9 protein-coding genes and 1 pseudogene are annotated in these 14,310 nt (G+C 71.2%); 1 reads left to right on the top strand and 9 read right to left on the bottom strand.

The features are described 5' to 3' along the window. Positions 1-5: 5 nt before the first annotated feature. From ACFO0C_RS36940 to ACFO0C_RS36900, 9 genes are all read right to left on the bottom strand, one after another. Complete coding sequence (locus ACFO0C_RS36940) at positions 6-5,381, bottom strand: hypothetical protein (RefSeq protein ID WP_378071425.1); 5,376 nt, start codon at positions 5,379-5,381, stop codon at positions 6-8. Positions 5,382-5,412: 31 nt separating this feature from the next. Beyond that, positions 5,413-6,237: a hypothetical protein gene (locus ACFO0C_RS36935; protein ID WP_378071424.1), complete on the bottom strand. Its 825-nt coding sequence runs from the start codon at positions 6,235-6,237 to the stop codon at positions 5,413-5,415. A gap of 899 nt (positions 6,238-7,136) precedes the next feature. Next, positions 7,137-8,417, bottom strand: coding sequence for a multidrug effflux MFS transporter (locus ACFO0C_RS36930; protein WP_378071423.1), 1,281 nt, complete (start codon positions 8,415-8,417; stop codon positions 7,137-7,139). 60 nt (positions 8,418-8,477) lie between these two features. Further along, positions 8,478-9,257, bottom strand: coding sequence for an inositol monophosphatase family protein (locus ACFO0C_RS36925; RefSeq protein WP_378071422.1), 780 nt, complete (start codon positions 9,255-9,257; stop codon positions 8,478-8,480). Between the two features lie 135 nt (positions 9,258-9,392). Continuing rightward, positions 9,393-9,761 carry a hypothetical protein gene (locus ACFO0C_RS36920; protein WP_378071421.1) on the bottom strand — a complete coding sequence of 123 codons (369 nt, stop codon included), beginning with the start codon at positions 9,759-9,761 and terminating at the stop codon, positions 9,393-9,395. 142 nt (positions 9,762-9,903) lie between these two features. Then, entirely contained in the window at positions 9,904-10,203 is a 300-nt protein-coding gene (locus ACFO0C_RS36915; protein WP_378071420.1) for a hypothetical protein, read from the bottom strand. 64 nt (positions 10,204-10,267) lie between these two features. Next, positions 10,268-11,581, bottom strand: coding sequence for an MFS transporter (locus tag ACFO0C_RS36910; protein WP_378071419.1), 1,314 nt, complete (start codon positions 11,579-11,581; stop codon positions 10,268-10,270). Beyond that, complete coding sequence (locus tag ACFO0C_RS36905; RefSeq protein ID WP_378071418.1) at positions 11,578-12,405, bottom strand: SDR family NAD(P)-dependent oxidoreductase; 828 nt, start codon at positions 12,403-12,405, stop codon at positions 11,578-11,580. Before ACFO0C_RS36905 ends, ACFO0C_RS36910 begins: the two co-directional genes overlap by 4 nt. Next, a complete protein-coding gene (locus ACFO0C_RS36900) occupies positions 12,402-13,655 on the bottom strand; it encodes a flavin-containing monooxygenase (protein WP_378071417.1) in 1,254 nt (417 codons plus the stop codon). The genes ACFO0C_RS36905 and ACFO0C_RS36900 overlap by 4 nt, the downstream gene beginning before the upstream one ends. Positions 13,656-13,785: 130 nt before the next feature. Here ACFO0C_RS36900 and ACFO0C_RS36895 point away from each other — a divergent pair. Next, positions 13,786-14,310: pseudogene (locus ACFO0C_RS36895) on the top strand (PucR family transcriptional regulator); the annotation flags it as partial.

Here is a 14,310-nt window from a genome sequence, read left to right as displayed (position 1 = left end):
TCGCCTCACCGCAGCCCCCACCCGTCGATCTCGTTCGCCGACCGCCGCAATCTGTCCCGATCGCGGCGGTCGGTGCACTGATCGGCCATCCGGCGCAGCGTATCCCGCAGCGGGGCGCTCAGCGTGCCGTCGATCGCGTGCATCTCCTCGGCGGCCCACCGCCGTTTGTCCAGGTCCGCGCCGGGATCATCGAGGATCGAGCGCAGTCGGCCGACGGCATCGGCCGCGCTGACGCCACCGGCCCGGTGAAGGACCGTCACCGCGCGTGCTCGGATGCACCCATGTGTCTCCGGGTCGCCGATCAGGTGCCACATCGCGGTGATCGCCGCCGCCCGGTCGTGATGGCTGCCGTCGATGAGAGCCAGCGCTGCCCTGGCTCGTCGTGCCGCCGGCAACGCGGTGTCACCCACCGACCGGCGCAGCACCGCAAGACTGTCCTCCCGGCACCGGCCCGGGACGTTGACCAGCCGCAACGCCGAGCGGGTACGGTCACGGACGTCCGGCATGCCCAGCACCCACCGGCGAGCATCCTCGCGCACCGGGCCGGCCATGACCGCCAGCTGACAGCCCGCCTCAGCGCGCACATGATCGGGAATCGCGGTGTCGTCGAGGAATCCTCGCAACCTCTCGGCACAGAGCCGGTTCGCCCAGCCGGTCTTCGCCAGCCCGACGGCCGCCGCCACGCGCTGGACCACCGGGACACCCGGGTCGTCGATCAACGCGACGAGGATGTCGCCGGATCGGGCCCGGCGGCCCGGAAGGGTCTCGGCGAGCCACAGAACCACCCGGATCCGCACCGCGGGACGCAGGTCCGGGCAGCGCAGGACCTCCTGGAGCACCTCGCCGAGGCGTTGCCGGTGGACCGGCGTGCCGAACCACAGGATGCCCCGGGCGTGGTCCCGCTCGGCCGGCGCGACGCCGGTACCGGCAGCAAGGGTGCACAGTGTGTCCAGAGCGTCGGCATGTCCCGGTTCGAGGATCAGCAGGCTGCGGGCGGCCAGCCGTCTGCCCGAGATCGAAGGGCCGGTCAGCAGGCTCTCGAGCAGTGCCCGGGCCTCCGCCCTTGTGGCGGGAGCGAACCGGCAGACCGTTTCGGCGAAGAGGCAGAGCAGCCGGGGATGCACCGACTTGTCCAATCCCGGCCCGGCGACTTTCACCACCTCGGCGCGATGAGCGGTCGCGCCGACATTCAACAGCTCCCAGGCCGCGTCGTACCGCCGGTAGGTCGCCTCGGACTCATCGGCCAGCACCGCGACCAGGCCGCGCAGCGCGATCGCGGCGTGACGCGACCCACCGGACCGGGCAAGGATCCGGGCCGCATCCAGGGGATCGATCACGACGGTGTCGCACAACATCTCGACGGCATGGACGGCAGCCGGTCCATCCGCTTCGAGGGCGAGGGTCAGCGCACGCTCGCGTACCTCGGCCGGAGTCAGGGGATCCGTCGTCACCTGCCGGAGGATGGCGGTTGTGTGATCATCGGTCCGGCCCCACGCCAGGATCGCCGGTTCGGCGGCGTCGACGAGCGCCCTGGCGTCCCAGCCCTCCGCCGGCGCCGGCACCCGCACGGATGCCGGATCCAGGTCGGCCAGCAGCCGCGCGGCAGCGTTGTGGCGGGATGGCTCGGTCAGCGCGCGGGTGGCATACCGGATGACGAGGTCCGGTCGCTCCGGCAGCGACCAGACCACGGACTCGGCGACGTTCAAACTGTCCCCCGGCGCCTCCGGAGCGCCGTCCAGCAGCCGGGTCAACCGGTCGGCCACCTCGGTCGTGGTCACCTCCGGGAACGACAGTTGTGTCCGCACCGCGAGACACCGTAGGAAGATGTCGCTGAACTCGTCGTCGGCGATGCCCCTGAGGAGCTCGATGGCCCACGCGCCGGTCACCCCGGCCCGCGCCGCCGAGGGGATCGCGTTGATCCGTTCGAGGTCCGTGAGATTACGGTCAGCCAGGATGACGCGAAGATCATTCGCGGATCCGGTGAGCGCCTCCAGGGCACCGGTGTTCTCCAGCATCTCGAACAACGCCACCCGCCTGTCCGGTGGCGTGTCGTCATCGTCGAAGATCTCCTGTGCGGCGGTGAGCGCCTGTTCCCGGCAGTAGTCGGCGGATATGAGGTGCGAGATGAGCTGCCGCCGCTGCCAGAAATCCTGGTGCCGCTCGCTCACCATGCGTTCCGCGGCCGATTCGAGGACCTGCCGGAGCTGTGGATCTCCGATCGAGGATCCCCCAACGGGCAGCACCCGCATGAGGAATCCGGTGGTCGGCGAGAGGTCGCCGCTGATCAGGGCGTGCCGCATGCCGCTCTGGTCGACTGTCCAGAGCAGGGTCGTGGCATCGGTCTCGCTGCTGTCGAAATACGGGTCGCCGACCAATTCCGTGACGGCACGTACGACGATGTCTGCCGGTTCGGGCTCGGCGTTCAGGACGGAAGTGAGAGCCGACAGGCGATCCCTGACCGGGTTCAACGGGTTCCGTGCCCACTCTGTCACCGCTGAAAGTGTTCGACGATAGGCGGTGGTGCTGAGATGCCGCGTGAACCTGTCGACGCCGTTCAGTTCCTCGAATGCCGGATCATTCGTGAGCCGGGTGATCAGCGCGTGTTCGGCCGCCGGGATCCGGGCCGGGTCTGCGGCGGCCAGAAGCAGGTCCCTGGCCAGCAGCGCACGTTCGCTGGAGACGCTCCAGTCGTAAGCGACGACCTCCTCGACGACCAGCGCCCGGGCTTCCTGATCGATCCTCCGGATCGCGGAGAGCACATGGTCCAGCGCGCCGTTGTCGATGTCGGGACGGTCGGCCAGGACGCACCACAGACGGACGCCGTCACGTAGTTCGGCACCGCCGAGTCGAATGAGTTCCTGCACGGCGTAGCTGCGTGCAGCCCCGTCGGAGACCGGAAGTGTCGCCAATGTCTTCAGCGCGGCGACGGCGTCCTCGAAACGCTCCGGCGCAAGCGCGGCGAGGGTCGCCGCTGCCTCTGCCGCGACGTAGACACCTCTCCGGCCGTTCATGGCGGTGACCAGCAACACGATGGCGTAGTCGCGGGAGGCGGGAGTCAAGGCCGCAAGGATCTCGGCGGCAAAGACCAGTTCGTACGTCCCGAGTCGCGCCTTCCTGATCACCTCGGTCAACGCGGTTCCAATGGCGGATCTGTCGAGGACGCCCGATTCGGCGAGTGCCTCGGCCGCCACGGTGACGGTTTCGAGTTCAGCCCTCCCGTCGGCGAGGATCGCCGAAAACACGCCGAGAGCGGCGCCCCTATGTTCCTCCCCGCAGTCGAGCAGCCTCATCGCCAACGACATGCGGTCACGGGCGGCAAGGCCGGGTTCACCCAGGCGGAAGATCAGGTCATCGGCCACCGTTGCGGCCATGCCGGGGTCCAGGTCCAGGATCGCCGCACCCGCCACGGCCGCCGGGCCTGCGCGACCGCCACGCAGAACCGCCCGCAGACTGGTCAGAACCGCCGGTTGACGCGAGGGATCCCGCTGGGCCTGCTGTTGGTCCAGGCGGACCCTTTCCTCCGGACGGAGCAGCCGGTCCTGCGACAACCGGTCCAGCCACTGTGTCACCTGAGCGAAGTCCGGCAGCCTGCGGACCAGATGCCAGGCCATGCTGCGGATGGTGTGACTGGAATGCTCCAGGTGAGCCAGACAGGCGGCAATCTGGTCCTCTCGCAGCTCAGCGCCCTCGCCGAGTAGACAGACCGCGGTGATCCGGCTGTCGGTGCCGCCGGACAGCAGCCATTCGGCGAGCTCTGTGGGGTCGTGCTCTCGCGACCAGCGGGTCAGGACGGCCACCCCGACGGCGGAATCGCTGTCGGTGGCCCGGCGCAGCCAGATCCGCCAGTCCGGGTGTTCCGGGTCGAAGTGGCCGGGAAGGCTGCGTGCGTGCCGACGGGCGGTCAGGTGCTCGGCGAACGTCAGGTGGACGAAGTCGACGTCACGACCACGTGGTACCAGCAGGCCGGTGGCGGCCAGCGCCTCGCGGACACTGTCGTCCCAGTCCAGCGGCTCGTCGGTGCCGGGCACGCCCACGGCCGCGAGCCGTTCGACCGCCAGCGGCAGCAGGCTGCGACGGCTCGACACTCGTACCTCGGCCAGTTCCTCGATCACCGTGGGAAGCTTGTCGTGCAGGTCCCGGGCTGCGGAGCCGTCGAGGGCCCGGTGCAGGCCTTCCCGGACACGGACCCGGCGGTCCCGGTTGACTCGCGCAACGTACTTCAGATAGGTGTCGTAGAGGTCGTGGCGCGTGCGCGGCAGCGTCCGGTCGGGGCTGTCGTGATACACCTTGATCGCCACCCGGGCCAGCAGGGGCGTCGCCGCGACGTCCAGCAGCCCGGAGGAGCGAACCGCGGCGACGAACCGGCCGGCTTCGGCGGTGGGCTCGGCGACCCGCTGGGCACCGAACCATCGGGTGGCGAACTCGGTGAGCAACGCCCGGTCGAACGGCACGAGGATGTAGTGGCCGACCGACGACGCACCGAGCAGGGCGGCGGCGCCGCCGGGCAGCGGACGGCTGGTGATCAGCAGACGGTACGGGGAGTCGGCGGCCGCGGCCCGGTCGGCGAACTTGCCGATGAGCGCCGGACGGTCATCGGCGGGCACCTCGTCGAGTCCGTCGATGACCACGAGCCATGGGACGCCGCCGGGCGCGGTGGCGAACAGGTCTGCGGGGAGGCGCTGGTCGGCACTCCAGCCCAGGGTCGCGGTGACCGCCTTGAGCAGCGCCTCCGCCCAGGGCAGGGACGGATGCTCGGCGAGTTGCCGGGCCGTGGTCCAGACCGGCACGACCGGCTCGGAGGTGAGGGCGTACGCGTGCCGATCCGCCGACAGCCAGCCCTCGGCGAGAATCCTGCACACCTGCCCGGCCGTGGTCGACTTGCCCGATCCGGGGCCGCCTTCCAGGAAGAGATGCCGGAAGTTGTTCAGGGTGCCGTCGAGCGGGCGCCGCACCGGAATGACCCGCGGCTGCTGGTCCGGCGGCAGGAAGTCGACGTCCCCGTGCGGGCGGCGTCGTGGCACCTGCTCGGGCTGGGGTGTCTCCATCCGCTGCCGGACGTAGATGACCGACACTCTGGTCCGGCGTTCGTCGGCCATCGGCGACTGTGCGGCGTCGACGGCGGCCGCGACGGCTTTGAGCAGTTCGTGGACGGGTTCGGGGAGGCGGTGCCGGCCCCAGGCGGTGCTGAGGCGCCGTACCCGATGATGGTGTTGCCTTGTCTGGCGGACCGAGAACGCCACCGTCGCCGCCAAGGCGACGATCGCGGTGACGGCACCGACGACGCTGGCGAGTTGGTCGGCGCTCTCCAGCCCGGCGCCGGCCCAGAGCGCGACCAGCAATCCGATGACGGCCACGACGGCGAGGACACCCGCGACTCCCATCAGGCCATGATGCCAACGACATCCACTGTGGTCATCGGGCCAGGACGTCGATCCGTAGATCGTCGCCGTCGGGCAGGACGATCACGGTGTCCCGGCCGCGCTGCCACAACGCCGGCACGAGCACGAATCGGTCCTTGGTGTGCAGCAGGATGCGCAGGCCGGCGTAGCGGAAGCGGTAGTGGCTGTCCTTGGCCGGGATGTCGAGGACGGACACCCCGGTTCCGGCGACGGCGATGCGTTCCTTGCTGTAGACGAGGACGTCGGCGGCATGCGGCGCCGCGCCGACGAACGATCGGGCGATGCCCTCACCCTCGTCCTCGGCGTACAGCGACAGCGCCCAGAAGCCTCCGAGCAGGCAGACACCGACGAGCGCCGCGGCCCGGCCGCGGGCCACCGGCGAGCCGGTCGCCAGAGGGGCCAGGTGGTCGGCATAGGCCGCCGCCCCGGCCGCGGCCGTCATCAGCAGCGGCAGGCCGATGTCGAGGGCGTAACCGAACCGCGGGTAGATGTAGGCGAAGCAGGCGACGGCCGCCAGGATCCCGGCGGCCGCACGTACGACGGTCACCGTCCGGCGCCGGAAACGAGTCGCCAGACGGCCGTGCAGGTACGTCGCCAGTACGGTCGCGGCGCAGAGCCACAGGAACGGGTCGAAGACGGACTGGAGACTCTGCATCACGTAGTCGGTGGTGGAGAGCTCGAACCACCGCACGTTGAGGCCGAAGTAGGCGAACGTGGCCTGGCTGCTGGCCCACCCGAAGTAGTACAGCACGGCTCCGATCGCCGCGAGTTCGGAGAAGAGGGTGACGAGGCCCCGCGGCCACCATGACGGCGGTTCGGCGACCTCGGGCGATGACACCTCCGCCCTGCTCGGGGATGCGGCTCGCTCGCGGCTCCGCCGACGGCTCAACCGCCGATCCCGTCGGGCTCCTGGCTGGTAGCCGGCTCGGGCGACTCGGTCTGCACCGGCGGGGACGATCCGGAGTCCTCGGAGGGGCTCGGCTCAGGCGAGGCTGCCGTGGGCGAGGACGGCGGGCGGGTCGGGCGGAACGTGGGTACCGGCAACGGTCTCTGCCGTTTCAGGTCGGGCCTCGCATCGCCGCGCGTGTCCGGTGCCCGGGGAAGCGGCGGAAGGTCGTCACCTCCGCGGGACGGCTCGGCAGCGGCCGTACCGGCCGCGCTCGACGGGGCGGCGGGTGCCGGCTGTGACGTCTCGTCGCAGGCGCCGACGGCGAGAGCGAGAATGGCCAACAACAGCAGGCCGGGGGTACGCATCACGGGTCGCCGATCGTGTGGGTGTCATCGTGCGGCGCACACTGCTTCGGCGACGGAGATCGGTCCCGCGGCGGACGGCGCCGGCCCGATTGTCGGATCGGATCCGGACCGCGGGCCGCACTCCCTGTCTGGCCGGTCCCGATTTCACGGGACGCCGGTCCGTGCCCGATCTCCGGAAACGGAGCGGCTCGCCCGGATGATCCGGGCGAGCCACGGCACCACTTACTTCTTCTTCGCCTTCTTGCTCTTCTTGTCCTTCTTGTCCTTCTTCTTGTCCTTGGCCATGGCGACGCCTCCCATCACGCAAAGTCAGCGCCCGCGGACCGTGCGCGACGAGAGGGACCGTATGGCACCAAGGTGAACGGGCTGTCGCCAGACGACCACGAACCCGATTTCCGTTCACTCATCGACACGCCGCTGAACTGGGCAGACATGGACAGCGAAACCTGAAGCTGAGACGTCGGTCACATGAACACGAGATGGCTAATGAACGACGGCAACAGTCGTGGCCGAGTGGTGGGCCGGAAGGCGGTGCGGCTGGACCACCAGGAAGCACACGAGGGTGGCGGCGAGCATTCCACCGAAGACGACGATCGCCATCGCCACCTCGCCGACGCCCAGCACACCCACCAGCGGCGCGGCCAGGGCGCCGACACCGAACTGGACGGCGCCCAGCAGGGCCGCCGCGGTCCCGGCCGCCTCGCCGTGCCGGGAGAGGGCCAGGGCCGGAGCGTTCGGCATGGCCAGGCCGACCGTGGCCAGGACCAGCCACAACGGGATCAGGATGCCGGCCAGGCCGCCGGCTCCGGTGACGGCCAGGGCCAGGAACACCACGCTGAAGGCCAGCCCGGCCAGCAATGCGGCGCTCATGATCTGCTGGGGCGTCCAGCGGCGCAGCAGACGCACGTTGAACTGGGTCGCGCCGATCAGCCCGACGGCACCTCCGGCGAAGATCAGCGCGAACTGCTGCTCGCTCATGCCGTACCCGTCCTGGAAGACGTACGACGAACCGCTCACGTAAGCGAACAGCGCCGCCATCGCCAGACCGGCGACCAGGATCAGGCCCACGTAGACCCGGTCGGTGAGCAGCCGGCCGTAGTCACGGACGGTGCCCAGCACGCCCCCGCCGCGGCGGTTCGCCACCGGCAGGGTCTCCGGCAGGACCAGTGCCGACACGGCGCTGATCGACACCGCGACGACGGTCAGGACGACGAACACGCCGCGCCACGACGTCCAGTTCAGCACCAGGCCACCGATGGTCGGCGCGAGGATCGGCGCCACCCCGACGACCAGCATCAGCCGGGAGAACAAGCGGGCCGCGGCGTTGTCGGTGAACAGGTCGCGGACCATCGCCATGGCCACCACGGCGGCGGCCGCGGCACCGAGGCCCTGCAGGACCCGCAGCGTGCCGAGGACGGCGACGTTCGGCGCGATCACGCAGAACACCGACGCCAGCATGTGCACCGCGATGCCGCCCAGCAGCGGCCACCGGCGGCCGAACGCGTCGGACAGCGGGCCGACGATCAGCTGGCCGAACGCCAGGCCGATCAGGGTGCCGGTCAGGGTCAGCTGGACGGCGGCGGCAGTCGTCTGCAGGTCGGCGGTGATCGCCGGCAGCGACGGAAGATACATGTCGATGGTGAGCGGCCCGAGCGCGGTCAGCAGGCCGAGCACGAGAACGATCCGGAAACGGCGCCCGGGTGAGAGCAGCTCTCCGGGCGATAGGTCGTCGTCGGGCGGGGTCACGGTGCGAAGGGAAGCCACCTCAGCGACAAGTTGCCCGGTACCGGGGTTCTTCCGGGCTCGCGCGGATGGTAACGGTGCTCACACGTCGGCGGCGCGGACCCTCGCCGACAACTCAGGCCACAGCGATTGACCTGCACCGATGGTGAGCTCGGTCGAGTAGTCGGGGCCGTGGCCGCCGAGGGTCACGCCGGCCTCGCGGGCGATGAGGGCGCCGGCCGCGATGTCCCACAGCTTCGTGTCGAGGGCCAGGCCGCCGTCGAGGCGCCCGGCGGCCTGATAGACCAGGTTCAGGGCGGCCGGGATGCGGCGGATGTCGCCGGAGAGCGGCAGCAGCTCCCGCAGCACCCGGCCGGCGCGCTCCTTGGTCTTCGGGTTCGGCTGGAAGCTGATGCCGATCAGGGCCTCGGCCAACGGCGGGCCGCTCGACGCGGCGATCGGCTCGCCGTTGAGCAGCGCGCCGCCGCCGTCGATCGCGCTGAACGTCTCGTTCGCCGCCGGGTCGTGCACGACCGCCATCCGGGGCCGGTCGCCCTCGTAGAGCGCGATGCACACCGACCACGGGCCGGTCCGGCTCACATAGTTGCGGGTGCCGTCGAGCGGGTCGATGATCCAGGTCCAGCCGCTGGCCCCGGCCCGGCCGTGGCCCTCCTCGGCCTGGGTGGCATCGCCGGGCCAGGCGTCGTGGATCGCGTCGACGATCAGCCGCTCACTGGCGATGTCGACGTCGGAGACGACGTCGTTGGCGTGCGCCTTGGGTGCACCCATGCGCAGGGTGTCACGGCGCTCGATCTGGAGCCGCCCGGCCTGGACTGCGAGGTCGGCGGCGAGGTCACGGGCGGCGTCAAGATCTCGGCTCATCACCGCCAGGTTATCCGCACCTCACCTCGGTCACCGCTACGGGGCGGACTCCCACCTCGCCTCGCAGTCCACCTGCGGCCTCCGCCGGTGGGATCTGTGGGCCCGCCCTCGGGGCTCTCCCGCCGTTCGCGCCAGTCACCAGCCCATACGGTCGGTGCCGCGGTTGACGACGTGGGTCTTCCCGCCGGACTTCAGGACGACCTTCCAGCGGTACGTGCCTTTGCGCGGCAGGCAGTAGTGGCCGGAGTAGGTGTCGTAGACGCCGATCTTGTCGGCGGCGCGAACCTTGCCGGCGACGACGAGCCGGACGGTGATGGTGTTGCCGGCACGACCGGTCACCTGGTAGCCGACACAGCCGTCCTCGACTTTGGTCCAGGAGCCGGCGGGCTCGTACAGCAGTCCGAAGGCGTTCCAGCGGTCCTTGCCGTAGGCGGCAGCCGGGCTCGCCGCGCAACCGACGGCGATGGCGGTGGCGGCGAGAGTTGCCACCAGCTTGCGGATCATGTGCTCCCCCTGACGTGCGGCCTCCGACCTGTGCGACGGGGACGATCGGCGAGGGCTCCCCGATCATGAGTTCTCCCGGCGAACGGTACGGCGGCGGAGCGGTCCAGGGGCCAGCGCAGTCCCGCGGGTCCGGCTGAGCGCCTCAGGGGCCGCGGCGGTCCCGCAACGGCCTCGGGTCGCCGTCCTCGAAGTAGGTGATCGCGATGTCGGGCAGTTCGTTCTGCAACTCGTAGGACAGCATCAGCCCGGCCTGCCGCCAGCGGCTCTCCGCCTCGGCGCTGGGAAACGCGAAGCCGGTCAGCGCGATGCCGGTGTACTCGTCGTTCCACGCCCGCAGACGCCGCACCAGCTCCGGGCGGACGCCGAGGTCGTCGAGGTCGACCGGGCCCATGTGCTCCAGGTCCGAGTCCCAGACCGGGTCGACCACCTCATACTCCGCCATGACCCTCAAGGCCGACGGCCGGTACGGCTCCCCCATCGGCCCATCGTCGCACGGCCGGAATCGGTCACACCGACGTTGTCGCAGGCGTGCGGTCCAGGGTCCAGCGGAGCTGGAAGGCCAGCGCCACGGCCATCAGGACGGCCGGGACGACGGTGAAACCGAGCAGCAGCGCGGTCTGTGCCGACTCCGGCTGGGTGACCGTACGGCCGTCGGTCGTGGCGACGAAACCGCCCAGCGCCAGCGCCGCCGAGTAGACGTACGGGCCGATGGCGGTTCCGGTGGCCTCGGTCGCGGTCCACACCCCGGTGTACGCCCCGGCCCTGGTCGCGCCCCGGGCCGAGGCGGCGGCCACCGCGTCCGGGACCATCGAGAACGCGAACAGCTGGAGGCCGGCGAACGCGATCCCGAGCACCACGACGACGGCGACCGCGGGCACCGTGCCGTAACCGAGCAGCGGTGCGAGCGACCCGGCGACGAACACCGACTGCGAGATGACCAGTCCCCGCTGTTTGCCGATGCGGCGTGACACGACCGCCCACACCGGGCCGGCGATGACGGCCGGGCCGAGGAACGCCCCCATGAACACGGCGGTGAGCTTCGGGTCACCGAAGACGTGTTCGGTGTAGAACGGCAGCGCGGCCAGGAACAGGTGGGTGGTCGTCCCGGTGAACAGGTAGGACAGCACGAGCGCCCGGAAGTCGCGGTCCTGCCAGGCGACGCCGATGTCGGCCAGTGTGGAGTGCGAATCGGCCGGGGCACGGAACCCGGAATGCGCGGTCAGCCGCCGCACCCCGACGATCGCGACCAGCCCGGAGACCACCATGATCCCGGAGAGCAGCAGCGCCATCCGGGCGTAGTCGCCGCGCCCGCCGGCCGCTACCAGGGCCGGGGCCGCCACCCCGGCCCCGAGCAGCCCCAGCGTGAGGAACAGCATCCGGAACATGAAGACCCGGGTGCGCTCGTGATAGCCGACCTCCAGATCCGACGGCGTCGTCAGATAGGGCACCTGGAAGCAGGCGAACAGCAGATTTCCGGCGACGAACCACGCACCGACCCACAGAGCCGCGCCCGCGCCGGACAACCCGCCCGGCACCGAGAACATGCCGACCATCGCCACGGCCAGCAGCAGACCCACCCGGAGCATGCCGATCCGGTTCCCGGTGCGACGGGCGGCGCGGTCCGAGCGGCTGCCGAGGTACGGGTGCACCACCACGTCGATGATCTTGGGCAGCAGCAGGGTGAGCCCGGCCAGCAGCGGCGGCACACCGAGCGTGTGGGTCAGGAAGTAGAGCAGCAGCAACCCGGGAACGGTCACCCAGACGCCCATCCCGACCGAGCCGGTGGCGTACGCCAGCAGGTCACCGCGCCGGACGGTCACCGCGCGTCACCGTGGCGGGAGACCACACCGGCGGCCAGGGAGGCGTCACCGAAGGCGCCGGACCGGACCCGTCCGGCGAGGGTACGGGCGACGATCCGATCGGTGAGCGCCGGCAGGTGACGCGCGAGGAAGAACTCCACCGCCCCGCGCCGGGTGGTCGGCAGGTCACGGCGTGGCCGCCGGCTGAGAGCCGCCCGCAGGACCGTGTCGACCACGCCGTCCAGTGGCTCGTACCGGCTCATGCCCTCCAGGGAGAGCCCGGCCGCGGCCGTGGAGTCGTGGATGGGACTGCGCACGGCCGACGGATACACACAGGTGACGCCGACGTGGGTGCCGATCTCCAGGCGGAGCGCGTCGGCGTACGCCACCAGGGCCCTTTTCGAAGCGCCGTAGGCCGCCGCCAGGGGAAGCTGCATCACCGCCATCCGCGAGGTCAGCATGACGATCCGCCCGCGCGACGCGACCAGGGCGTCCACACAGGCGGCGGTGACCCGCCAGGTGCCCAGCAGGTTGATGTCGAGCTGCCGGCGCACCTCCTCGCCCGGTGGCAGCTCAGCCGGTGCCGGACCGCCGACGCCGGCGTTGTTGACGAGCAGGTCGAGGCCGCCGAGCAGGGCGATCGCCTCGCCGACGGACGCGCGGACGGACGCGTCGTCGGTGACGTCGCAGGGCAGGACCTCGACCGGGTCGTTGACGCGGGGCGCGCGGTCGAGGCCGACGACGCGGGCGCCGAGGGAGTCCAGACGGGCGCAGATCGCCCGGCCGAACGTCCCGGACGCGCCGGTGACCAGGACACGCATCCCGCGCGGATCGCGGGCGTTCAACGGGAACCTCCTCGGGCGATCTCACGGTGGAGTGCGGCGACATAGCTGTCGAAGTCGACCCGCATGTGGGGACGGGCGTGCGGGCCCCAGCGGTCCACGGCCGCGCGCAGGTCACGGTCGACGGCCTGCCGCTGCGCGGCGGCGGAGGGCAGGATCAACTTCCCGGAGAGGTACGCCGCGGCCAGCTTCGCCTGCGCCTCGACGACCGGGAAGGCGGCGCCGGTGGACTGCATCAGCCCGACGAACGCCAGCGCCGGGTCGTCGAGGTGGAAGACCCGGCGGTACAGCGGCAGGCTCTCCGGGTCCGGGCCCAGCCATTCTTCGGAGAGGAACGGGATGTGTACGCGGTACCCGGTCGCCCAGACGATGACGTCGACCGCGTCGATCGTCCCGTCGGTGAACACGACCTTCGCCCCGTCGAGACGGTCGATGCCGGGCCGCGGGACGACCTCACCGTGGGTGAGCCGGTGCAGGATCGTGTCGCTGACGGTCGGGTGGTTCTGGAACAGGCCGCCGGCGGGCGCGGGTAGCCCGTACCGCTGAGGGGTCCCGACCGCGACCCGCAGCAACCGTTCGGCGATCGCCTGCCGCAACCGCCAGGGAAGCGCCGCGATGGCCCCGCCGGTGGCGTCGGCCGGCCGCCCGAACAGGTATTTCGGCACGATGTGGACGCCGTGCCGGGCGGAGAGCAGAACCGGCCCGCGGGCAGTGTGGGAGGCGTCGACGGCGATGTCCATGGCCGAGTTGCCCATGCCGACGACGAGCACCCGCCGGTCCCGGAAGACCTCGGGCGTACGGTAGTCGTGGGCGTGCATCTGGAGTCCGTCGAACGTCCCGGGATAACCGGGCTCCGGGTGGCGGGGCCGCCAGTTGTGGCCGTTGGCGACGATCACCGCGTCGACACGCTCGGTGTCGCCCTGATCCGTGGTGACGGTCCAGGCGGGTTCGACCCGGGTGACGGTCGTGCCGAACCGGATGTGCGAGGTCAGCCCGAACCGGTCGGCGTAGTCGGCGAGATACCCGGCGACCAGGGCTGCCGACGGGTAGTCGGGCCAGCCCGCGGGCATCGGGAAGTCGGCGAACTCGGTGCGGCCCTTGCTGGTGTTGAGGTGCAGGGAAGCGTAGGTGTCGGTCCACAGCCCGCCGGGCCGGTCACCGCGCTCGTAGGCGACCACCTCGCAGCCGGCGTCGAGCAGAGCCTTGACCGTGGCCAGTCCCGCGGCTCCCGCGCCGATCACGGCGACACGCATGGAACTTCTCCTACCGAGGTTGTAGCGCTGGCCAAACCGTAGGCGCTGGCCGCCGCCCTGAGAATGGAGTGGACCACGCCGTTTCATGTTGTGGTTGTGGGCCACCACAACGGCACGGCAGCATGTCGGGATGCAGCCTGCTGACGACTGGACCGCGATGGTCGATCTCATCGAGCGGGTGATGGGCGACGAGGACCTGCTGCCGTCGGTGATCTCCGGGGTGCGGGCGACCGTGCGGGAGGTCGCGGTGCTGCCGCCGTCGGACATCGCCGGCCACACCCGGGCCCTGCTCACCGCGGCGACCCGGGCGCTCGCTGACCGGCGCGGACCGACCGAGGCGGAGCTGTCCTTCGTGGAGGAGCTCGGCGTCACCCGGGCCCGGCAGGGCGTGGCGATCGAGGCGGTCCTGGGCGCCATCCACGTCGCCGAGCGGGCGATCTGGGCGCGGGCCCGGGAGGTCGCCCGGGCCGAGGGGGTCAGCGCCGAACGGATGCTCGATGCCCGGGAGCTGTACGACGACTGGGCCGACGCCGTCCGCGGCCGGCTGATCTCCGCCCACCGGGCCACGAAAGCGCTGGTCGATCCACGGCCGGGCGGTCGTGACGCGGCGATCCTGCGCCGGCTGCTGCAGGGCGGCTCGGCGGCGGCCCTGGCG

Source organism: Actinoplanes subglobosus (assembly GCF_042650585.1).
GTDB lineage: Bacteria > Actinomycetota > Actinomycetes > Mycobacteriales > Micromonosporaceae > Actinoplanes > Actinoplanes subglobosus.
Note: the sequence above shows the minus strand (reverse complement) of the source record. Positions and strands in the feature narration are given on the sequence as shown.

Bases quoted from the DNA above. Each gene is read 5' to 3' on its own strand.
- ACFO0C_RS36900 (WP_378071417.1), bottom strand. From the start codon at position 13,655: ATGCGTGTCGCCGTGATCGGCGCGGGAGCCGCGGGACTGGCCACGGTC.
- ACFO0C_RS36920 (WP_378071421.1), bottom strand. From the start codon at position 9,761: ATGATCCGCAAGCTGGTGGCAACTCTCGCCGCCACCGCCATCGCCGTC.
- ACFO0C_RS36915 (WP_378071420.1), bottom strand. From the start codon at position 10,203: ATGGCGGAGTATGAGGTGGTCGACCCGGTCTGGGACTCGGACCTGGAG.
- ACFO0C_RS36940 (WP_378071425.1), bottom strand. From the start codon at position 5,381: ATGGGAGTCGCGGGTGTCCTCGCCGTCGTGGCCGTCATCGGATTGCTG.
- ACFO0C_RS36925 (WP_378071422.1), bottom strand. From the start codon at position 9,257: ATGAGCCGAGATCTTGACGCCGCCCGTGACCTCGCCGCCGACCTCGCA.